The organism is Neorhizobium sp. T7_12 (assembly GCF_002968535.1).
GTDB lineage: Bacteria > Pseudomonadota > Alphaproteobacteria > Rhizobiales > Rhizobiaceae > Neorhizobium > Neorhizobium tomejilense.
Window position 1 is genome coordinate 105,576 of record NZ_PVBK01000016.1, and the last position, 20,587, is coordinate 126,162.

At 61.4% G+C, this 20,587-nt stretch carries 18 protein-coding genes and 1 pseudogene; 13 read left to right on the forward strand and 6 right to left on the reverse strand.

Translation table 11 applies throughout. The features are described 5' to 3' along the window. Positions 1-20: 20 nt before the first annotated feature. Positions 21-1,832 (forward strand): methyl-accepting chemotaxis protein, encoded by a 1,812-nt coding sequence (locus tag C5J26_RS25595; protein ID WP_105404356.1) that lies wholly within the window; start codon positions 21-23, stop codon positions 1,830-1,832. A 105-nt stretch (positions 1,833-1,937) separates the two neighbouring features. Then, on the forward strand, positions 1,938-2,444 hold the full coding sequence (locus C5J26_RS25600; protein ID WP_105404335.1) for a TIGR02444 family protein: 507 nt from the start codon (positions 1,938-1,940) through the stop codon (positions 2,442-2,444). A 22-nt stretch (positions 2,445-2,466) separates the two neighbouring features. On the opposite strand, the gene C5J26_RS25605 is transcribed toward C5J26_RS25600, so the two are convergent. Together C5J26_RS25605 and C5J26_RS32870 are read right to left on the reverse strand one after the other, a co-directional pair. Continuing rightward, complete coding sequence (locus C5J26_RS25605) at positions 2,467-3,051, reverse strand: UbiX family flavin prenyltransferase (protein WP_105404336.1); 585 nt, start codon at positions 3,049-3,051, stop codon at positions 2,467-2,469. Positions 3,052-3,084: 33 nt separating this feature from the next. Then, positions 3,085-3,234: a hypothetical protein gene (locus C5J26_RS32870; RefSeq protein ID WP_172746066.1), complete on the reverse strand. Its 150-nt coding sequence runs from the start codon at positions 3,232-3,234 to the stop codon at positions 3,085-3,087. Between the two features lie 233 nt (positions 3,235-3,467). On the opposite strand from C5J26_RS32870, the gene C5J26_RS25610 reads away from it, so the two are divergent. Next, positions 3,468-3,959, forward strand: a complete 492-nt coding sequence (locus C5J26_RS25610; RefSeq protein WP_041363791.1) for a (2Fe-2S)-binding protein — start codon at positions 3,468-3,470, stop codon at positions 3,957-3,959. A gap of 17 nt (positions 3,960-3,976) precedes the next feature. Further along, complete coding sequence (locus C5J26_RS25615) at positions 3,977-4,792, forward strand: xanthine dehydrogenase family protein subunit M (protein ID WP_105404337.1); 816 nt, start codon at positions 3,977-3,979, stop codon at positions 4,790-4,792. Between the two features lie 88 nt (positions 4,793-4,880). On the opposite strand, the gene C5J26_RS25620 is transcribed toward C5J26_RS25615, so the two are convergent. Both C5J26_RS25620 and C5J26_RS25625 read right to left on the reverse strand, forming a co-directional pair. Next, on the reverse strand, positions 4,881-5,381 hold the full coding sequence (locus tag C5J26_RS25620) for a MarR family winged helix-turn-helix transcriptional regulator (RefSeq protein ID WP_105404338.1): 501 nt from the start codon (positions 5,379-5,381) through the stop codon (positions 4,881-4,883). A gap of 231 nt (positions 5,382-5,612) precedes the next feature. Continuing rightward, entirely contained in the window at positions 5,613-7,010 is a 1,398-nt protein-coding gene (locus C5J26_RS25625) for an MFS transporter (protein ID WP_105404357.1), read from the reverse strand. A gap of 129 nt (positions 7,011-7,139) precedes the next feature. Between C5J26_RS25625 and C5J26_RS25630 the strand changes: the two genes are divergently transcribed. Beyond that, positions 7,140-8,102, forward strand: coding sequence for a LysR family transcriptional regulator (locus tag C5J26_RS25630; protein WP_105404339.1), 963 nt, complete (start codon positions 7,140-7,142; stop codon positions 8,100-8,102). 129 nt (positions 8,103-8,231) lie between these two features. Beyond that, a complete protein-coding gene (ggt, locus tag C5J26_RS25635; RefSeq protein WP_105404340.1) occupies positions 8,232-9,824 on the forward strand; it encodes a gamma-glutamyltransferase in 1,593 nt (530 codons plus the stop codon). 354 nt (positions 9,825-10,178) lie between these two features. Here the strand turns inward: ggt and C5J26_RS25645 are convergent, their stop codons facing one another. Beyond that, entirely contained in the window at positions 10,179-11,090 is a 912-nt protein-coding gene (locus tag C5J26_RS25645; RefSeq protein WP_105404342.1) for a helix-turn-helix domain-containing protein, read from the reverse strand. An 85-nt stretch (positions 11,091-11,175) separates the two neighbouring features. Between C5J26_RS25645 and C5J26_RS25650 the strand changes: the two genes are divergently transcribed. The 6 genes from C5J26_RS25650 (at position 11,176) to C5J26_RS25675 (ending at position 19,494) form a co-directional block, all read left to right on the forward strand. Then, positions 11,176-12,450: an ABC transporter substrate-binding protein gene (locus C5J26_RS25650; protein WP_105404343.1), complete on the forward strand. Its 1,275-nt coding sequence runs from the start codon at positions 11,176-11,178 to the stop codon at positions 12,448-12,450. Between the two features lie 62 nt (positions 12,451-12,512). Further along, entirely contained in the window at positions 12,513-13,373 is an 861-nt protein-coding gene (locus C5J26_RS25655) for a carbohydrate ABC transporter permease (protein WP_105404344.1), read from the forward strand. Beyond that, positions 13,370-14,206, forward strand: coding sequence for a carbohydrate ABC transporter permease (locus tag C5J26_RS25660; RefSeq protein WP_105404345.1), 837 nt, complete (start codon positions 13,370-13,372; stop codon positions 14,204-14,206). The genes C5J26_RS25655 and C5J26_RS25660 overlap by 4 nt, the downstream gene beginning before the upstream one ends. 13 nt (positions 14,207-14,219) lie before the next feature. Beyond that, on the forward strand, positions 14,220-15,302 hold the full coding sequence (locus tag C5J26_RS25665; protein WP_105404346.1) for an ABC transporter ATP-binding protein: 1,083 nt from the start codon (positions 14,220-14,222) through the stop codon (positions 15,300-15,302). A 30-nt stretch (positions 15,303-15,332) separates the two neighbouring features. Next, positions 15,333-17,342, forward strand: a complete 2,010-nt coding sequence (locus C5J26_RS25670) for an aldo/keto reductase (RefSeq protein WP_105404347.1) — start codon at positions 15,333-15,335, stop codon at positions 17,340-17,342. A 784-nt stretch (positions 17,343-18,126) separates the two neighbouring features. After that, a complete protein-coding gene (locus C5J26_RS25675; protein WP_105404348.1) occupies positions 18,127-19,494 on the forward strand; it encodes a hypothetical protein in 1,368 nt (455 codons plus the stop codon). Between the two features lie 34 nt (positions 19,495-19,528). On the opposite strand, the gene C5J26_RS32875 is transcribed toward C5J26_RS25675, so the two are convergent. Next, positions 19,529-19,837, reverse strand: a complete 309-nt coding sequence (locus C5J26_RS32875; protein ID WP_172746068.1) for a hypothetical protein — start codon at positions 19,835-19,837, stop codon at positions 19,529-19,531. Between the two features lie 218 nt (positions 19,838-20,055). Here C5J26_RS32875 and C5J26_RS25685 point away from each other — a divergent pair. Beyond that, positions 20,056-20,409 (forward strand): annotated as a pseudogene (locus C5J26_RS25685) (alpha-ketoglutarate-dependent dioxygenase AlkB); the annotation flags it as partial. Positions 20,410-20,587 lie beyond the last annotated feature (178 nt).

The window sequence follows — 20,587 nt, forward strand, 5'->3', positions numbered from 1 at the left end:
ATGCAGCAATGGATCTTCCGATGACCATTAAATTGAAGCTTGTCGCCAGCGTCGTCGGCCTCGCGCTCGCACTTGCCGCAACCACGACCGTCGCCTTCATCGGAATGGATACGCTGTCGGCACGCACGCGCTCAATCGTCGAGGATCGGCTCGAGCCCGTGGCCCATATCAAGACGGTCTCCGACGCCTATGCGGTCACCATCGTCGACACCGCCCACAAGACGCGCAGCGGTGCGTTCAGCTGGGAACTGGGCGAGCAGACAGTCCGCGCAGCGCTCGTCACCGCCGACCGCGACTGGGCGGCCTATCAGGCAACCCACCTGACCGACCAGGAGAAAAGTCTCGTCCAGCGTTATCTCGGTGCTCGTACGGAAACCACAAAGGCGGTCGACGAACTTCTGGCGATCATGGGCAAGCGTGACCAGGCGGCCCTCGATACCTATGTGACGAAGCGGCTCTACCCGGCGATCGAGCCGCTTGCCGAACCGCTGAACGCTTTGACCAAGCTGCAGCTCGATGTCGCCCACAAGAGTTTCGAGGATGGGTTGGACGACAAGGCCGCTCTCTCGGTCTGGATGACCGTGATCGGCGTGATTTCGCTGATCGTGGTCGGCTTCTCGATCCGGGTCGTGCTGTCAGGTGTCGTCGGCCCACTGCAGCGCCTGCAAGACTGCATGCGACGCCTGGCGGGCGGCGAGCTGACGCTGACCATCTTCGGCATGGACCGCAAGGATGAGATCGGCGGGATGGCGGCGGCAGTGGAGATTTTCCGCCAGGCGGCTATCGGCAACAAGCGGCTGGAAGACGAGGCGATCGAAGCCCGCAACCGGTCAGAAGGGGAGCGCATCGCTGCGCAGGAACAAGCCGAAGCCGACGCGTCCCAACGGCTCCGCGTCGCAACATCCGGCCTTGGCGGCGGCCTGCGCCGGCTCGCCGCAGGCGATCTCTCCTTCCAGCTTGACGAGAGCTTCTCGGCGGACTTCGAAGCTCTACGCCACGACTTCAACACCTCGATCGCCCAGCTCGCCAGCACGTTGACACAGATCGCCGGCAGCGCCGAGGCGATCGATGGCGGAACCCAGGAAATCAGCCAGTCCGCATCCGACCTGTCGCGCCGCTCGGAGCAGCAGGCCGCTTCGCTCGAAGAGACAGCCGCGGCACTTGATCAGATTACCGCGAATGTCAGCTCCGCATCCAAGAAGGTCGATCAGACCCGGAAGATCGCAGCGGAGGCCAATTCGTCCGCCGCCCGTTCCGGAGAAGTTGTCGCCAACGCCGTCGAGGCAATGCGCCGCATCGAGGAAAGCTCCAACCAGATCTCCAACATCATCGGGGTCATCGACGAGATCGCCTTCCAGACCAATCTGCTTGCGCTGAACGCCGGCGTCGAGGCGGCGCGGGCGGGCGAGGCAGGCAAGGGTTTTGCGGTCGTAGCGCAGGAAGTGCGCGAACTCGCGCAGAGGTCGGCGAACGCTGCCAAGGAAATCAAGGCGCTGATCCAGAACTCGACCGTCGAAGTTGGCCACGGCGTGAAATATGTCCGCGATGCCGGCGAATCCCTGAAGTCGATCGAGGGCTATATCGTCACCATCAACAGCCATGTGGACGATATCGCCCGCTCGGCCCGAGAACAGTCGACCGGCCTTTCGGAGATCAATTCGGCTGTCAACCAGATGGACCAAGTGACCCAGCAGAACGCCGCAATGGTCGAGGAGACGACGGCTGCGAGCTCCGGCCTCGCTGACGAGGCCTCGAAACTGCGCCAGATGGTCGGCCAGTTCCAGCTCGGCGCCGGCTCGCCCCAAGCCGGGCGGCGTCGCCGCGCCGCCTGAGGGACTGCCGGTGAGGTTCCTCACGCCGACAGGTAAAATCCCCATCGAGACTTGCCTGTTTTGCAGCCGAACTGATAAGTCGTGAAAAGGCGATGGAGGGGCTGCATGGCTGCGGAGACCGGGCAGGGACTTTGGGACTTCGCGTTGCGGCTTTATGGTGCGCCCGGTGTCGGCGAAGCCTGCCTGCTGCTTCAGGACGAAAGCGGCGTCGACGTGCCGGTGCTGTTGTTCTCCGCCTGGCTGGCAAAAAATTCGGTGGCGCTTTCACCCAGAGAGATTGTCCGCATCGACGGCCTCGTCGCCGACTGGCGCAATGAGGTGATCGAACCACTGCGCGCCGTGCGCCGACGATTGAAGAGCGGGCCGAATCCGGCACCCACCCCAGAGACGGAAACGCTGCGCAACGGCGTGAAGGCTGTCGAGCTCAGTTCGGAAAAGATCGAGCTGGCGGTGCTGGAGGCCGAAGGGCAGGCGCTGATGAGAGCCGATGGTTCAACTGGCGATGCAACTGGCAACCTCGGAAATGTCGTTCGGTTTTTTCGTGGAGCGGAGCCGGATGAGCGGACAGCCACGGCGCTTGCCGTGATCGAAAACGCGCTTGCGGCCCTTTAGGGTCGACATCCGGAGCATGAGATCAGTGCTGGCCGGGTGAGCCAGGGCCGTCCTTCCAGCGCTTGACCATCGGCAGGTGGATGTCGAAGAGATCGAGCGCGCGGCCGACCGTCTGGGTCACCATTTCATCCAAGGACTGGGGCTTCGAATAAAAGGCCGGCACTGGCGGCATGACGATCGCGCCGTTGCGGGTCGCCTGGTCCATCAGCGCAATATGGCCGGCATGCAGCGGCGTCTCGCGAAACAGGAGCACGACACGCCGGCGTTCCTTCAGGCAGACGTCGGCTGCGCGCACGATCAGCTCGTCATTGTAGCAGTTGGCGATGCCGCTCAGCGTCTTCACCGAACAGGGTGCGACAAGCATGCCGGCAGTGCGGAACGAGCCGGAGGAGAGCGCCGCGCCGATATCCTTGTGATTATAGAGCACATCGGCCAGGCTCTTGATCTCGTCGGCAGTCATGTCGATTTCGTCGATCGCAGTGCGAAAAGCAGAGGGCGAGATCACCGCATGGGTCTCGATATCCTCGATATCCTTCAAAAGCTGCAGGGCGCGAACGCCATAAACGACACCGGATGCTCCGGTGATGGCGATGATGATGCGGCGCATGGGACTTTTCCCTGAACAATCTACCGCGACGCCTTAGCGCCACTTTCCGATGGGCGCAATGCGGCGATCGTCGGATTGCTCGCATGTGTTCGGCCGCAGCCGCCCGGCGGTCTGATTCCATGGCAAAAACTCGCCGGCGAGTTCTTCGAAAAGCTTGCGACGCGAGCCGTGATGGTTGATCATGCGGCCGATGCCGGAGTAGCGGAGGCTATTGCGACGGCGGCTGTTGCCGCGCCAGTCATGTCAGCTGCACCATCGGCACCTATTTCCCCTGCGGCTCCCGAAGCTGCCGGACCGTCTGTCGCGCCTGCGGCAACGGCCGCGCGGCCTTTGAGCCGTATGCCCCATATCGCGGCGGCATCGTCGCTGTCACTGCCATCGCGGCTCTCGCCGCCCGATTTTAACAGGAGGGGCTCATGTCCCGCATCACCATCACCGTCAACGGCACGCCCCAGACGCGCGAGGTCGAAGACCGGACGCTGCTCGTGCAGTTCATCCGCGAACATCTCGGCCTCACCGGCACCCATGTCGGCTGCGACACCACCCAATGCGGCGCCTGTACGATCCATCTCGACGGCGTGGCCGTGAAGAGCTGTACGGTGCTTGCCGTCGCCGCCGACGGTTCGAAGGTGACGACGATCGAGGGGTTGGCCGAAGGCGGCAAGCTGCATGACGTGCAGCAGGCTTTCCGCGAACATCACGGCCTGCAGTGCGGTTATTGCACTCCGGGCATGATCATGGCCTCGGTGGACATGATCCGCCGCCATGACGGCATGCTCGACGAGCATACCGTCCGCCACGAACTCGAAGGCAATATCTGCCGTTGCACCGGCTACCACAACATCGTCAAGGCAGTGCTGGACGCTGCCGAGAAGCATCGCGCGGCGCACGCCGTCGCGGCCGAATAAGCGGGGAGGCTCACGCCATGTACGCAACGACCTACCACAAGCCGAAGACCCTTGCCGAAGCCGTCGAACTCTACGCCAATTCCGACGAGCCCTCCTATCTCTCCGGCGGCCACACGCTGATCCCGACGCTGAAGAGCCGGCTTGCCGCGCCCGCGCATCTGATCGACGTGCGCAGCATTCCGGAGCTTTCCGGGATCGAAGTCACCGCCGAGAGGGTGATCATCGGCTCGGCGACCAAACATGCCGTCGTCGCCGCTTCCAAGGGAATCAAGACCGCCATCCCGGCGCTTTCAGGCCTTGCCGGCTCGATCGGCGACGTTCAGGTGCGCCATATGGGCACGATCGGCGGCTCGACCGCCAATAACGACCCCGCCGCCGACTATCCCGCCGCCGTGCTGGCGCTCGATGCCATCGTCCATACCGACCGCCGCGAAATCCCGGCCACCGACTATTTCCAGGGCCTCTACACGACCGCATTGGAGCCAGGCGAAATTCTCGTCCGCGTCGAGTTCAAGATCCCGGATATCGCCGGTTACGCGAAATTCCGCAATCCGGCCTCGCGCTATGCGATGGCTGCTTCCTTCGTGGCCAAAGATAGCGACGGCCATATCCGCGTGGCGATCACCGGCGCCGGCAACGAGGGGGTGTTCCGCTGGACCGAGGCCGAGGAGTTGCTGACCGAGAACTTTTCGGCCGAAGCGCTGGAAGGCCTCACCATGGACCCGTCGCGGATGATGGGCGACATGCACGCGCCGGCCGACTACCGCGCCCATCTCGTCGCTGTCATGACCCGCCGCGCGGTGCAGAACCTCGGCGGCACGCATATCCTCTGAGGACAGATGCCCTGATAGAGAAAGGCCGGCGGAGCGACCCGCCGGCCAGAACCATCGCGACTGGCCGCGCAACTGAAATACGGTATCTTCAACAATCTTGGGGCATGCCGAATGTCGCGGCGATCCGGCCGAGTACAGCGATGAGAACCGCCTTGTCCTTGCCGGCGATCTCGTCAAGCCGACGGTCGTAGACAACGGCGATCGCGTGCAACTGCTTTTGCATCCCGCGGCCATTTTCGGTGAGCCGGACGCTGTAGCTGCGTTGATCGTCGGGGTTCGGCCGCCGTTCGATCAGTCCGCGGTGGGACAATGCCTTGAGGCTGGAAGTGAGTGTCGAGCGGTCGCGGCCACAGATGCGGCTGAGCTCTGACGGCGTCATGCTCTCCCGTTCGGCAAGTACTGTCAGCAACGAATACCACCCGGGCTTCAGATCCGCCTTGCCGGCCGCCCTGGCAAACGCCTGGAAGGACGTTTCCTGGGCCACCCGCAGATGATAGCCGATCAGATTCTGAAACATGGCCGGGACAAGCATCTCGCTTTCTGCGGATGCCGCATGCGTGTCCGGCCGCGTCGATGTTTCCATCGCCATTTTGCATTCCTCCCCAAATGGAAACTAGTCGGAATCGGGGAGTGCAGCAAGATAGTTTGATATCAAATTACCTTGCTTTGACCGATTGTCCGACAAAGGCGGGCGGACTGCAAGCGAAGCGATGGACATGCGCCTGGCGCGGGACGATCTGCGACCGGGCCGGGGGGATCCAAAAGAAAACCCGCGCCAGGCAGTGGCGCGGGGGAGCGGGATTAAGGTCGATGGGCAGATCTATTCGGCGGCCTGGTATCGATCGACGGCTGGAGAAGGTTTCGGCCCAAGCGCGGCGATCAGGGTGATCAGCACCGCGAGCGTCGCGACGAATGCGACAGCCGCGGAATAGGGTTCCCAGCCGAAGCTCGGAGCGCCGCTGAACACGGCAGACGTTGCCGCCAGCACCACCCCGCCGCCGATCTGGAAGGCGGCGAAGAACATGCCGGAGGCAAGGCCCGACTTGTCTTCCTCGATATCGGCCAGCGCCGCGACCTGGATGGACGGGAAGGTCATGGCATAACCGAGGCCGAGCGGGATCTGCGACAGTATGACGAGCAGGATCGGGTCGATATGGCCGACCGACAGGACCCAGAAGATGTAGCTGATCGCCTGCAGCCCGACGCCCGCCGTCATGAAGCCGGTCGTCCCGCGGTTCTGGGCAAGCGTCGCGAAACGAGGTGCGAGGAACATCACGAAGGCGCCGGCGCCGGCAAAGCAGAAGCCGGTGGCAAAGGCCGACCAGCCATAGACGTCCTGGTAATAGAGCGTCGCGGTGAACTGGAAGCCGATATAGGCGCCCTGGTAGAGAAAGCCGACGATATTGGCATGGGTGAGCCTGGCGCGGCGGAACATCGCCAGCGGCACCATCGGGTCCTTGTGGCGGGCTTCGATGGCGAGGAAGGCAATGATCAGCACGATTGCGGCCACCAGCGAGCCCCAGGTGAAGATATCGGCCCAGCCGGCGGAAGCCGCATTGGTGATGCCGAACACGAAAAGCAGCAGACCGGGAGTGATGGTGATCGCGCCGGCCCAGTCGAAGCCGGGACGCGGCCCGGTGCGGCGCGCGTCGAGCGGCAAGGCGATCGGCGCGAGAAGCAGGGTCAGAATCGCGACCGGCGCGCCCATCACCAGCGTTGCCCGCCAGCTGATCAGCGTCGCGGCCCCGCCGAGCACCATGCCGAGCACGAAACCGGCGGCCCCGGTGGAGGCGAAGAGGCCAAGCGCCTTGGCGCGCTGCGGACCTTCGCCGAAGACTGCCAGCAGAAGTGCCAGCGCTGCGGGTGCGGTGAAGGCTGCAGCAATGCCCTTGATAAGCCGGGCCGCGATCAGCGTCGGCCCGCTATCGACGAACCCGCCGCCAATGCTGGCCGCCGCAAAGACCGCCAGCGACCAGAGGAAGACGCGGCGATGGCCGAAAATGTCGGCCACCCGGCCGCCGAGCAGCAGGAAGCCGCCGTAACCGAGCACATAGGCGCTGACCGCCCATTGCAGGGAGGTGGCTTGCATGCCGAGCTCGGCCTGGATGGCGGGCAGTGCGACGCCGATTGTGGAGACATCCATCGCGTCGAGAAAATTGGCGGTGCAGAGCAGCAGCAATGCAAGCCCCGCAGCCCCTCGGAATTGAGGATTGCTCATGGGATTGTAATCCTTGTTCATGCTGCCCCCGGAGCGGGGAGGTCGAACCGGGCCGGCAGAGGAACGAGAAATTGTCCATCTTCGTGACCTATTGCAAATTGATAATTGTCATGTCAGGTATTACTGGTGATGATGAATGATGCGATCCTTCGAAAGTTCGACCTCAACCTGCTTCTGGCCTTTGCGGTGCTGATGCAGGAACGCAACGTCAGTCGCGCCGCCGAGCGGCTGCTACTCGGACAACCGGGCCTGTCGGCGGCCTTGAAGCGGTTGCGAGAGGCGCTGGATGACGACCTGTTCGTACGTGTCGGACGTGGCCTGCAGCCGACGCCCCGGGCGCTGGCAATTGCGCCTGTGATCGAGGACGCGCTTTCGAACATCGAACGGGCGATCCGTCCGCCTGCCGCGTTCAATCCCAAAAGCTGGGAAGGCGAGTTCCGCGTCGGCATGTGCGACAATCTCGAATCGGCTTTCTTCGGCCCGCTCGCCGCCCGTCTGCGGCAGCTCTCGCCCGGATCGCGGCTGATCGGCGTCGCCTCGGAACGGCGCGACGTCTCGCGCATGCTGGATGACGGCGCCTTCGATTTCAGCGTCGCGGTGCATGGCGAGCCGCCCTCCTGGCACGTCCGCGCGCCGCTCTTCACCCAGTCGTCCGTCTGCATCTACGACCCCGCGCAGATCAAGCTCAAGGCACCGCTCGGTCTTGACGCCTATGCCGATGCGCCGCATGTCGCTGTCTCCTTCGAGGGCAATTCCTCGACCAGCATTGACGTAGCACTCGCTGGTCACGGTAAAACCCGCAATGTCGTTGCGACGGTGCCGCGTTTCTCGGCACTGCCGACGGCGCTTCGGGCCATGCCGGCCATCGCCACCATTCCGGAATCGATCGCCCGCTGCATGGCCCAGCTCCATAATCTGGCGATCGACCTGCCGCCGATCGACCTGCCGGCCGAGCCCGTGAGCATGCTTTACCGACGCGTCGACCATGCCGACAGCCGTGCCTCATGGTTCCGCACCCTCTTCGTGGAGGTCGCCGGCGCGGCGCTCGAAGCTTCCGGCTGCAAGATGGGAATTTCGCGGATCGCGGCTTGAGCCCGGCAAGCGGCCGGCTTTCGGAAATCAAGACATGACGGCTTGATGCCGGGCGCCCGGCATGGTCTGTTGAGGAAAATGCTGTGCCGCGACAGGGCCTTGAACCCGATTTTTCAGTGATGAGGTGATATGAGAGATTTCGAATTACCCGGCCGTTCGCTCGCTGTCGGCCGCACTGCGATGGCCGCCACCTCCCAGCCGCTGGCGACGCTCACCGCCATCGACATCCTGCGGAATGGCGGCAATGCCGTCGATGCGGCGGTTGCCGCCTGCGCCGTGCAGTGCGTCGTCGAAGCCGGCTCGACCGGCATCGGCGGCGATTGTTTCGCTCTTCTCTCGCTCGGCAGCACGGACAAGGTGCTGGCCTATAATGGGTCAGGCGGGGCACCGGCTGCCGTAACCGTCGAACATCTCCGTTCGCTTGGCGTCACCAGCCTCACCCGCACCTCGCCGCACACCATCACCGTGCCGGGGGCGGTGGATGCCTGGACGCGGCTGGTAACCGATCATGGCCGCATGAAGATGGCCGATATTCTCGCCCCGGCCGTCAAGCTGGCGCGCGACGGCTATGTTCTGCCTCCGCGCACGGCACACGACCTTGCCGCCCAGGCGGAGATCCTGAAGGCCGATCCGGCTGCGAGCCGCGTCTTCCTCGTCGACGGCAAGGCGCCGCCGGCGGGGTCGGTCCAGTATCAGAAGCAACTTGCCGATACGCTCGAAGCCATCGGCCGGGAGGGCAGGGACGCTTTCTATCGTGGCCCGATCGCGGAAGGCATGGTGAGCTACCTGAACGGCATCGGCGCGCTGCACACGCTCGAAGATTTCGCCAATGCCAAGGGCGAATACGTGACGCCGATCAAGACGACGTTCCGTGGCCACGAAATCCACGAATGCCCGCCCAACGGCCAGGGCATCATCGCGCTGATGATCCTCAATATCCTGTCGCATTTTCCGGGCAAGGGCGATCCGCTGGCGCCTGAGCGCCTGCATGTCGAGGTCGAGGCGACGCGCCTGGCCTATGCGGCGCGCAACCGTTTTCTCGCCGATCCGGCCAAGGTCGACGTGCCGGTCGATTACCTGCTCTCGGACGAACTTGCCAGGCAGTTGGCCGCCATGATCGATCCCGAAAAAGCGATCGAGAACCTGCCGCCCTTCGACGAAGTGCCGCACAAGGACACGATCTATCTCTCGGTCGTCGACAGCGATCGCAATGCCATCAGCTTCATCAACTCGATCTTCTTCGTTTATGGCAGCGGCCATATGGATCCGAAGAGCGGGGTGATGTTCCACAACCGGGGCTTCAGCTTCTCGCTCGATCCGGACCATCCGAATGCGATCGCGCCGGGCAAGCGGCCGATGCATACGATCATCCCCGGCATGGTGACGAAGGACGGCCGTGCCGTCATGCCCTTCGGTGTCATGGGCGGCCAATACCAGGCCATGGGCCACGCTCATTTCCTCTCAAAAGTCTTCGATTACGGCATGGACCTGCAGAGCGCCATCGACCTGCCGCGCCTCTTCCCGCTGCCCGGAACCAATCAGGTCGAAATGGAAGCCCGGCTGCGCAACACGATCGGTCCGGAGTTCACCAAGCGCGGTTTCGAGGTGAAGGCGCCGGAATCGGCGATCGGCGGCGCCCAGGCAATCTGGATCGACTGGGAAACAGGCGTGCTCAAAGGCGGTTCCGACCCCCGCAAGGACGGCATGGCTCTCGGCATTTGAGCTGCCCGTTCAATTTGGTAGGTGACCATGCTCAGCGAAATGACATTGTCGTCGAGGCAAAGCTCGGCCTTGGCCCCGGCGGGCATATGCGGAGCAATGGCGCAATCAATGGCTCCCGTATCACGGCCTGCCATCCTGTCCTCCGGAAACGACCGCGCTGCACCGACTGCGGATCGGCCTGTAGGCCCGTTCGAATCCTCGACCTTGAGGATGGTAGCCCTTCATCACACGCGAAGACGAAGACAGCACCGGGCAGCATGATGGACATTCGACGACTTAGCTATTCCTGCAGCGCTGCGATGATGCCACCACCGTTCGATAATGTTGGGTCTCTGCCCGAGACGGTATTCCCGCTTAGGACATTGCGTGGGCGGCAAAGCGGCTATCCCGCCGGAAATCGGAGGGCGACATGCCCGAAATATGCCGGAAGGATTTGTTGAACGCGCTGAGCGAGCCGAAGCCGCTGTCCATTGCGACCTGCAGCACATTGGCTCCGTCCTGCATCAGAAGCGCCTGAGCACGGGAAAGCCGCAAGAGGTTGACGTATTTGCCGAGCGTCATTCCGGTCGACCTTCGGAAAATGTTCATCGCATATTTCGGATGAAGATCGGCGGCGCGGGCGATGTCGATCGTGTCGATATCCTGCATGAAATTGGCAGCGATGAAATCGCACATGCGTGCGACGCTTTTGGCCGACTGAGCATAGGGCTGGTCAGGAGCGCTTGGCTCTACTCCGCACGGAGCCTCGGGGATCAGGTTATAGGAATCGAGGACGATCCGCTCGATCCGAAGCAGCAACTCATCCACGGCATGTTGCCGTTTGGCCGGACTGCCGGAGCTCACGTATTCGAACCAGCGCGCGAAGTTCTCCTTGTCCGCCGCATCGGTGGCCGTCGTCAGCAATGTTGCGCCATGCATGAGCTTGCTCGAGAGGTCCCCCGGCAGCCGCAAGCGAAAGAAATGCACCAGCGGAAGATGCGCGCCGGCATAGAAGGAATCGTCTGAGGATTCCTCCATCCGGTGCGGCTGCCCGCCCCAGAAGAGGCACATCTGGCCGGCGGTCAGCCGCACGTCATGCTCGCCCATACGATAGCGGACCGTGCCACGGATCACGTAATTCACCTCCACCTGCGCGTGCCAGTGCGGCATCAGCATGATCGGCGGGTGGTTGAAAAACATCTGCAAGGCAGTCGGCAGGCCTTCTATGCTGCTTGCGCCCGGGTGGTAGATCGCTTTGCTGACTACCTTACTTTCCGCCAAATCCATGTTCCCTTTTTCGGAGACAGATGTTTCGCAGGCGATAATTTAGGCACGTTCCGAAGGGACAGCAATTGGAAAAGGGAGGTTTTCAATGCGCTTCAAACTCGCAGGCCCGGCGGCCGCGGTCGTATTGCTTGCATCAAGTGCGGCGTTCGCAGAGTCCGGCCAAATCACCATCTGGAGCTGGAACGTCGCGGCCTCGTCTCTCAAGGCGACGCTCGAAGGATTCAATAAGAAATATCCCGACATCAAGGTCACGGTGGAGGATCTCGGCAACGACCAGGTCTACGACAAGACGCTCGCAGCCTGCGCGGCGGGAGGCGAAGGCCTGCCGGATATTGTCTCGGTCGAAAATTTTGAAGCGGAAGTCTTCTGGAACCGCTTCCCCGAGTGTTTCGCCGACCTCAGCGAGGTTGGCTATACGCCAGAAATCCAGGCGCTCTTCCCCGAATTCAAGCGGACCGAGCTTGAATTGAACGGCGTTCCCTACGCCGTGCCGTGGGATTCCGGACCGGTCGCCGTCTTCTATCGCCGCGACTTTTATGAAAAGGCCGGCGTCGATCCGGCATCGATCAAGACCTGGGACGACTTCATTGCCGCCGGAAAGAAGGTTATGGCTGCCAATCCGGGAACCGTGATGGCTCAAGCCGATTTCAACGGTGACAGCGAATGGTTCCGCATGATCTCCAACGAGCAAAGTTGCGGCTATTTCTCGACCGATGGCCAATCCATCACCATCAATCAACCAGCCTGCGTTGCGACGCTTGAGAAGATTAAGGAGATGAAGGATGCGGGTCTGATCACGGCCGCGATCTGGGACGAAAAAATCCAGTCCAATACCGCAGGCAAGGCCGCCAGCCAGATGTATGGCGCGTGGTTTGAAGGTTCGATCCGCTCCAACTCACCTAATCTTGCGGGTAAATGGGGCGTCTACCGGATGCCCAGCCTGACGGCCGACGGCCCTCGTGCCGCCAATCTCGGAGGGTCGTCCCTGGCCCTTAGCGCCGCTTCCGAGAACAAGGAAGCCGCCTGGAAGTTCATCGAACATGCCCTGACCACCAATGAGGGACAGGTCACGATGCTGAAAGCGTTCGGCCTCGTTCCGTCGCTTCTATCGGCGGTGCAGGATCCGTTCGTGAAGGAGCCGCAACCCTATTGGGGCGGCCAGGCCGTCTGGTCGGATATCCTTGTCACTCTGCCGCAGATCGTTCCAAGTCGGGGCACGGCCTTCCAGAGCGATGCGGACGCGATCTATCAGGCGACGCAGACGAAGTATTTCGCCGGCGGTTATCCGAATGCGAAGGCTGCTCTCGATGACGCGGCGAAGCAGATTGCGACAGCCACCGGCCTGCCCGTTACGCAATGAGAATGCCGGGCGGCGTCAGGCCGCCCGATATCCCGCTTGGCAATCCCTGACAGGAGAACGAGATGCTTTCGAGGAATAGGGCGGCCTATGCCTTCCTTGCCCCCTACCTTTTGATCTTCGTCACTTTTTGGCTCTGGCCGATCATAAACTCGCTGCTGATCTCGTTCCAGAACACGCGAGTTAATCCGTGGAGGTTCAGCCTCTCGGCAAATTGGGGGCGGCTGTTCGGTGATCCGGCCTTCTACAACGCGCTCTACAATACGCTGATCATTCTGGTGATCCAGGTTCCTGTGATGATCGCGCTCGCCACCGTCATGGCGGTTCTTCTCGATTCCCCGCTTTTGAAGGCACGACCGCTCTACAGGTTCGCCTTCTTTGCGCCGGTCGTCGTTGGTGAGGTGGCCTATGCCGCGGTCTTCAGGCTGATGTTCAGCGCCGATTTCGGCATCATCAACAAGCTGATCACCTCGGTCGGATTGTCCCCCGTCTCGTGGTTCGACAATGCCAATGCGGCGATGGCGCTGGTGATCATCGCGATCACCTGGCGATGGGCAGGGTACAACGCCATCATCCTCCTCGCCGGCCTGCAATCCATCCCCGACGATGTCTACGAAGCAGCGACGCTCGACCGGGTGAGCAAGTTCCAGCAATTCCTTCATATCACCTTGCCGCTCTTGAAGCCGATCATCAGTTTCTGCGTCGTGCTTTCGGTCATCGGCACCATGCAGCTCTTTACAGAACCCTTCCTGATCACCAATCGCGGCGGGCCCGGCGGAGGAACCGAAACACTGGGTCTGCTGCTTTACCGCCAGGGTTTCACCTCGCTTAATTTCGGTTACGCCTCGGCAATCGCCTACACGATCGCCGGTCTGGCGGTTGCGATCTCTCTGCTCAACCTCATGCTAGGAGGCGAGAAGAAATGAAATCGAAATCCCGCTCGCTGCTGGTGCAGAAAATCGCGCTGCACATGGTTTTGACGCCGCTTGCGATTGTCTGGCTCTTCCCGCTCTGGATGATGGTCGTCTTCTCGACCATGCCGGACCACGGTATCTTCAGCCCCGAAATCGTGCTCTGGCCCTCGGCGGAATTCGCCGCCAACTTCCGCAATCTCCAAGCGGACACGAATTTTATCCGGGCGATGTCCATCTCGATCACCGTCGCGATCATCTACACGACCTTGTCGGTCATGTTGACGTCCATGGCAGGCTGGGCGCTGGCGCGTTACCGTTTTGCCGGCCGCGCCATCGTGGTCGCGATCATTCTCGGGACGATTACACTGCCTTTCGCTGTGGTCGTCATTCCGCAGTTCATCATGGTCGCGCGTGAGTTCAGGCTCGCCAATACCTGGATCGCATTGATCGTCCCGCCGCTGTTCAACTCGCTCGGCGTCCTGTTCATGCGGCAGGCTTTTTCGATGATGCCCGGTGAGCTCTTTGACGCAGCGAGGGTGGAAGGCGTCAGGGAATGGCGGATCTTTCTGCACATCGCCCTGCCATTGGCGCGCCCGACGATGGCAGCGCTTGCGATCATCCTGTTCCTGTCCTCCTGGAACAACTACCTCTGGCCGCTCCTGATCAATTCGCGGCCGAACATGATGACGGCGCCGGTGGCACTTGGAACCCTGATCGGCCTCACCAGGGTCTCCTGGGGCGGCATCATGGTCGGCGCGGTGCTGCTGACAGCCCCGGTGCTCGTCGTCTTCGTTTTCCTGCAGCGCCACTTCATCGCCGGGATTTCGGCCGGTGCCGTCAAATAGTCGGGGAGGGATCATGGCGAAAATCAAACTCGAAAATGTCGTTAAGAGCTTCGGGGCCTATCAGGTGGTTCACGGAGCAAACCTGGAGATCGAGGACGGCGAGTTCACCGTCTTCGTCGGGCCGTCCGGATGCGGGAAATCGACCCTGCTGCGCATGATCGCCGGCCTTGAGGATATCTCCGCGGGCACCATCAGCATCGGTGGAAAAGTGGTCAATGACACCGAACCCTCGGATCGCGGCATCGCGATGGTCTTTCAGTCCTATGCGCTCTATCCCCACATGACCGTCCGGCGGAACCTCTCCTTCGGCTTGGAGATGAACGGCAACCCGAAAGCCGATACCGCCCGCCGTGTCGCGCTCGCTGCGAACATATTGCAGATCAACGAGCTGATGGGCCGGCGTCCTGCCCAGCTTTCGGGTGGCCAACGCCAGCGTGTCGCCATCGGACGGGCGATTGTTCGCGAGCCGCAGGTATTCCTTTTCGACGAGCCGCTTTCGAACCTCGATGCGGAGCTCCGCGTCCAGATGCGGGTCGAGATTTCCAAGCTGCACAAGCAGCTTGGAACGACGATGATCTACGTGACCCACGATCAGACCGAGGCCATGACGCTTGCAGACAAGATCGTCGTGTTGCGGGCAGGACATATCGAGCAGGTGGGAGCGCCGCTGGATCTCTATGACGATCCGGCCAACCAGTTTGTCGCAGGCTTTGTCGGCTCGCCGAAGATGAACTTCCTGAAGGCGGAAGTGGTGGAAAAGACACCGGACGGAGCGGTCGTGGCCCTCTCGTCCGACCGGAATGTCCGGTTCGCGTTCCAGCTTTCAGCCCAGATCGGATTGGGCGCAACTGTCACGCTCGGCATTCGTCCCGAGCATTTTGCCCCGCCAGGCGGGGGTGATGCGGATCTGACCGTGGCCGTCGAAGTGGCCGAGCATCTCGGCAATACCAGCTACGTCCACGCAAGCCTTGCCGGTGAGACAGTCGTCATCGAGCAACCTGAAAACCGCCACGGGGGCGACCGCCGGCATCTTACCGTGGGCGTGCCGACGAGCCGCGTCTTTCTTTTCGATCAAACAGGCAATCGCCTCCGCTAAGCAATTTCAAAGAGTATCAGAGGAAAAATCATGACTGCAGAGAACCATGTCCGTTGGGGGATCATCGGTCCGGGCACCATTGCACGTGCATTCGCCGAAGGTATCGCGCATTCGCAGACCGGCCGGCTCGCCGCCATCGCCACTCGCGATCCGGACAAGCCCGGTCTTTCAGAGGCCTTTCCGGGAGCGCGGATCGTCGCAGGTTACGACGCGCTGCTCAAGGATCCCGAGATTGACGCAGTCTATGTCGCGGTCCCCCATGTCGGACATGCGGAATGGGCGATCAAGTCGGTTCGCGCCGGCAAACATGTGCTGGTCGAAAAACCGATGGCGCTTTCTGCGTTCGACGCCGACGTGATCTTCCATGAAGCGAAGAAGGCCAAGGTCTTTGCCGGCGAGGGTTATATGTATCGTCTTCATCCGCAGACGGCTCGGCTTGTCGAACTGGTCAAGAGCGGAGTCATCGGAGACATCAGGATCATCCGCTCGAGCTTCGGCTTCAACATGGGAAGCTTCAGGCCGGAGCACCGGCTCTTCAATGGCGACATGGCGGGCGGCGGTATTCTGGACGTCGGAGGCTATCCCGTATCCATGGCCCGGCTGATTGCCGGAGCCGTTGACGGCATGGACTTCACGGAGCCCAAGACCGTGGCCGGCGCAGCCCACCTTGGCCAATCCGGCGTCGACGAATGGGCCTCCGCTGTCCTCAAGTTCGAAAACGGCATCGTCGCCGAGGTTTCCTGCTCAATCATGGCGCAGCAGGACAATGTGCTTCGCATCATCGGCTCCAAGGGACGGATCGAAGTAAAGGACTTCTGGTTCGCCTCGGGCCGCCAGGGCGGCGTCGGACGGATCGAGATCATCAAGGGCGACGTGCGCGAAACCATCGAACTTGAGGAAAAACGGTACCTCTATTCCTTCGAGGTCGATGCGGTCGGGGAGGCGATCCGCCGGGGGCGTGGTGAATTTTCCCGGCCGGGAATGAGCGCGGCGGACTCGCTCGGCAATCTGCGCGTTCTTGACCAATGGCGCGCCTCGGTTGGCCTGGAATACGCTGTCGAAACGGCCGTCAGGCGTTCCACCAACATAACCGGCGGCAGAGTGCGTCTCGGCAGCGACATTCCGAAGCGGCAGATTCCGGGCGTCGCCAAGGAGGCTTCGGCGATCAGCCTCGGCTTCGAGTTCTTCCCGAATTTCGCCGCGGCGTCATTGACCATGGACGCCTTCTACGAGGCGGGAGGCAATGTATTCGATACCGCCTATGTCTACGGCGCCGGCAAGACAGAGAAAATTTTCGGCGACTGGCACACCAGCCGGCAGGTGCCGCGCGAAGAATTTATCCTGATCGGCAAGGGCGCCCACTCGCCGCTTTGTTATCCCGACGTCATCGCCAGGCAACTGGATCAATCGCTTGACAGACTGAAGACCGACTATCTCGACGTCTATTTCATGCACCGGGACAATCCCGACATACCGGTTGGCGAATTCGTCGACGCGATGGATGCGGAAGTGAGGCGGGGCAGGATCCGCGGCATTTTCGGCGGGTCGAACTGGGGTCGCGAGCGGATGGACGAGGCGATCGCCTATGCCCGGAAGAATGGGAAGACGGCGCCAGGGGCGCTTTCCAACAATTTTTCGCTCGCCGAGATGCTCGACCCGATTTGGGCAGGATGTGTCGCCGCATCTGACGATGGTTGGAAGGCATGGCTGACGGAAAAGCAGATGCCGAACTTCGCCTGGTCAAGCCAGGGAAGGGGGTTCTTCACGAACAGGGCCGGACGCGACAAGCAAGACGACGAAGAACTGGTACGGGTCTGGTATTCGGAGCGGAACTTCGAACGCCGTGACCGGGCCATCGAACTTGCCGGAAAACTCGGTCGCCACCCCATCCATGTGGCATTGGCCTATGTCATCGCACAGCCATTTCCCCTCATACCGCTGATAGGACCGCGAACCGTAGGTGAGCTGGCGGACAGTCTCTCGGCGCTCGATATCCGGCTCTCGCCGGAGCAGGTCAGTTGGCTGGAGAGTGGTTTATAGGGCTCGCGGTCCTGGAATTCGGCCGAGAAAGGTGGACGATCCCGTCCAGCTCCGAATCAATTCCTGTGTCATTTCAGCAGCCGGCTGCGAAAGACATCCCCGCTCGGTCACCGCCTTTCCCGTCGCGGCTATCGTGATCGGGTCATCGAGCAGGGGCCGGGTCGCGAACCGGTCTCCTCAAACGGGGAGCATCCGGCGCTCGATAGCGGCCGTTTAAGGCAGGGCAACGAACGGAAGCTCAATGGGGCCGCCGCAGCATCGGGACGAGCGTCGGCGACGACCCGACCTGCATCGCGCCGGATGCAACCTGGCCAGCACGGGAAGCGCAATCCCGCGGAGTTCTGTACCGGTATCATCGATCAGCAAGGAGCGAAAAGCCGGTGGTACAACGGCTGTGATTACACCGCTGCAAAGAGAGGCTGCTCCGTGCAGCAGGACAAACGTTACCATCAGCCAGCTTCGTGCGGACGGTGCCGGGATGGACCGCAACCAGCACGGCCTGTGGATGCGGGCGGACAAGTTCGAGAGAGGCTGTGCAAACAATCCTAATTGATTGAGCGCCGATTTGCGCAACGCTAGCGCCGTCGCAAACCAAACCTTGGCCGAGCAGTTGAAATACCCTCCATCTCGCCCGGGTCAAAGGGACCGAAGCAACCCCACCGTCATCACGTTTTGAAATGAACAGAAACTCAAAATGACTTCCTTTTTCCGCGCCGCCGCGGTCTTGTGACAATCAAAGGTCGCTCGAGTCTGGCTCGGCGACATGTAACCAAAGAGCGAACGTATGGAAAACCCGGTCGCATTGAACCACCTGTCCGAAAATACCGTCTTCCGAAAGGGCGACGTTTTCGTCCTATTCGGTGAGCTTTTCGGACGCGGATACGCCACAGGCTTGCTGGACGAAGCCCGCAAGGCTGGCATGGACATCGTCGGCATGACCGTTGGACGGCGCGACGAGAACAACTTCTTGCGTCCGCTTAACGCCGAGGAGTTGTCAGCGGCCGAGTCCCGGCTGGGTGGCAGGATCATCAACATTCCCTTGATGGCAGGTTTCGATCTCGACGCGCCCGAAGGCGGTCCGACGCCGACCGATCTGCTTGCTGCAATGACGCTCGAGAACTGGCAGCAGGAAAAGCTTGACGGGGATTACGTCTCGCAATGCCGGGCGATTGCCACCAAGCGGTTCACAACAGCACTTTTCGAGGTCATGGCCATCCTCGATGGCATGATTGTGGGCGGCCGGAATGTATTCTTTGCCCACACGATGGCTGGAGGCATCCCGAAGGCGAAGATATTTCTCGTCGTCGCCAATCGAATCTACAAGGGACGCGGAAGCCGTCATATGTCGTCGCAGGCGCTGCTCGACAGCGATATGGGCAAGCTCATCCTGCAGAATTTCGATGACGTCTCCGCAAACACCTACCGACACCTCATCGACTTTAGTGCGGCCATCCGTGAGCGTGTCGAGGCGTCAGGCGGGCAGGTCCGGTATACGGCCTACGGCTACCACGGATCGGCAGTTCTCATCGACGGAAGCTATCGCTGGCAGACCTACACGAACTATACCCAAGGCTACGCCAAGATGCGGCTTGAGCGTATCGCGGAGGATGCGTGGGCCACGGGTGTAAAGGCTACGGTCTATAACTGTCCCGAAATCCGCACGAATTCCTCCGACGTATTCACCGGGATCGAGCTGCCGCTGATCCCGCTGCTGCTTGCGTTAAAGAAGGAGAACGGCGGGCGATGGGCAGAGGAGCAGTGGCTGGCATGCCAGCACCTTCTGGCGGACGGCTTCACCATGGATGATGTCTTCCGCAAAATCACCGCCATGCAGGCCAGCGACGTCATGCGCCCGTTCTACGATTTCTCGGCGTGGCCGATGGCAAATAGCCAGGCACAGGCCGATCTGACTATCGGCACGTCCAATGAAATCACCGCCATGCACCGCGGCACCAAGGCAATGATCAGCGACCATTTGAGCGGCCTCGTGGTCGAGGCGACCGGGCAGCTTATTTTTGGCGAATCCTCTAACCCATCTGGGCCTGTCCAGTGGCTCAATCACGATATCGTGGCGCGGCGGCTGAATGCCTCCCACGATCAATCGAAAACCGCCGCTTCGATGACCGCATCCTCATCACTCGAAATGGCTTGACGCTAGCGGATCAAACTAAACACGAACGCTATCCTCACGTGCGGTTCTTGGCACGGCTACGCCGCGGCCGGCGCTCGGTCGAAAGATCGGGCAGATTGCTATCCAGCTGGAGGCCGGTGTGGTCGCGGTCATCAGCCGAGAATTCTCTTTCGACTTCCTTGATCGCCTCCTCGAGCCTGTGCAGTTGGGTCGGCAGAGAATCATGCCCAGTCGGCATGTCTGCGCGTGCAAGAAGCCGTTCTATCCCACGACGGGCGGAAGCATAGATACGTTGCCGCCCTTCGACCGTGGTATCATTGGAGCGCTGGATGGCTTGGCGGAGTACGGAAGTAAGTGCTGACATGGGATCCTGACCGCGATGAAAGCATGGAGCTAGGGCTAGCTAACCAATCGTCAATTGTGCGAGATCGCGCTAAATCCAACTGTTTACTATTTCCAAGGGCCGGCGCGGGCTAAGCTGGAAGGAAGTCGCCCGACAAGCGCCCACTTCATCGTCAGACGCCATGATCCCAAAGTGGAGATTGTGGCTGCCATGGGTCAACGCGCCCATCTTGCGCCTTTCACGACCGCCAAATCCCTGACGATCTGCTGCCAGTCCGCGACATCGCCGCCCGTTTCGCCGGCATTCGACCTGACAGTTTGCAGCAGGTACTGGTGACGGAAGATGAGCCTGGCGCGCCGATCGGCTGGCACAGGGATAAGGCGGCCTTCGCCCGCGTTGTCGGCCTGTCGCTTCTATCTACCTGTACGTTTATGCTGAGACGGCGAACTGGCAGCAAATGGGAACGCTTCTCTATATCACCGGAACCCGGCTCGGCCTCTCTGCTGTCAGGGCCAAGCAGGAATGAATGGAAGCATTCCATCCCGCCTGTTGAATGGCTGCGCTACTCGATCACCTTTCGTGAGATCAGGTGACACCGTCGTTAGCCAGTTTAGTTCCATAATTTACCTTATGCGATCCAACCGTGTAGGGGCTATTTAGTAATGCGACAGTTGGGCCAGTTAGAGATGCGACAGTCTCGCCTCTCGACGCACTGGTCAAAGCCAACGTTGGGAGCAAGGATGACGATCTTCAGCCTGGTCGAGACCATGA

Excerpts from the sequence above, each read along its gene's own strand:
- C5J26_RS25595 (WP_105404356.1), top strand. The coding sequence starts at position 21 with ATGACCATTAAATTGAAGCTTGTCGCCAGCGTCGTCGGCCTCGCGCTC.
- C5J26_RS25600 (WP_105404335.1), top strand. The coding sequence starts at position 1,938 with ATGGCTGCGGAGACCGGGCAGGGACTTTGGGACTTCGCGTTGCGGCTT.
- C5J26_RS25605 (WP_105404336.1), bottom strand. The coding sequence starts at position 3,051 with ATGCGCCGCATCATCATCGCCATCACCGGAGCATCCGGTGTCGTTTAT.
- C5J26_RS32870 (WP_172746066.1), bottom strand. The coding sequence starts at position 3,234 with ATGATCAACCATCACGGCTCGCGTCGCAAGCTTTTCGAAGAACTCGCC.
- C5J26_RS25610 (WP_041363791.1), top strand. The coding sequence starts at position 3,468 with ATGTCCCGCATCACCATCACCGTCAACGGCACGCCCCAGACGCGCGAG.
- C5J26_RS25615 (WP_105404337.1), top strand. The coding sequence starts at position 3,977 with ATGTACGCAACGACCTACCACAAGCCGAAGACCCTTGCCGAAGCCGTC.
- C5J26_RS25620 (WP_105404338.1), bottom strand. The coding sequence starts at position 5,381 with ATGGCGATGGAAACATCGACGCGGCCGGACACGCATGCGGCATCCGCA.
- C5J26_RS25625 (WP_105404357.1), bottom strand. The coding sequence starts at position 7,010 with ATGAGCAATCCTCAATTCCGAGGGGCTGCGGGGCTTGCATTGCTGCTG.
- C5J26_RS25630 (WP_105404339.1), top strand. The coding sequence starts at position 7,140 with ATGATGAATGATGCGATCCTTCGAAAGTTCGACCTCAACCTGCTTCTG.
- ggt (WP_105404340.1), top strand. The coding sequence starts at position 8,232 with ATGAGAGATTTCGAATTACCCGGCCGTTCGCTCGCTGTCGGCCGCACT.
- C5J26_RS25645 (WP_105404342.1), bottom strand. The coding sequence starts at position 11,090 with ATGGATTTGGCGGAAAGTAAGGTAGTCAGCAAAGCGATCTACCACCCG.
- C5J26_RS25650 (WP_105404343.1), top strand. The coding sequence starts at position 11,176 with ATGCGCTTCAAACTCGCAGGCCCGGCGGCCGCGGTCGTATTGCTTGCA.
- C5J26_RS25655 (WP_105404344.1), top strand. The coding sequence starts at position 12,513 with ATGCTTTCGAGGAATAGGGCGGCCTATGCCTTCCTTGCCCCCTACCTT.
- C5J26_RS25660 (WP_105404345.1), top strand. The coding sequence starts at position 13,370 with ATGAAATCGAAATCCCGCTCGCTGCTGGTGCAGAAAATCGCGCTGCAC.
- C5J26_RS25665 (WP_105404346.1), top strand. The coding sequence starts at position 14,220 with ATGGCGAAAATCAAACTCGAAAATGTCGTTAAGAGCTTCGGGGCCTAT.
- C5J26_RS25670 (WP_105404347.1), top strand. The coding sequence starts at position 15,333 with ATGACTGCAGAGAACCATGTCCGTTGGGGGATCATCGGTCCGGGCACC.
- C5J26_RS25675 (WP_105404348.1), top strand. The coding sequence starts at position 18,127 with ATGGAAAACCCGGTCGCATTGAACCACCTGTCCGAAAATACCGTCTTC.
- C5J26_RS32875 (WP_172746068.1), bottom strand. The coding sequence starts at position 19,837 with ATGTCAGCACTTACTTCCGTACTCCGCCAAGCCATCCAGCGCTCCAAT.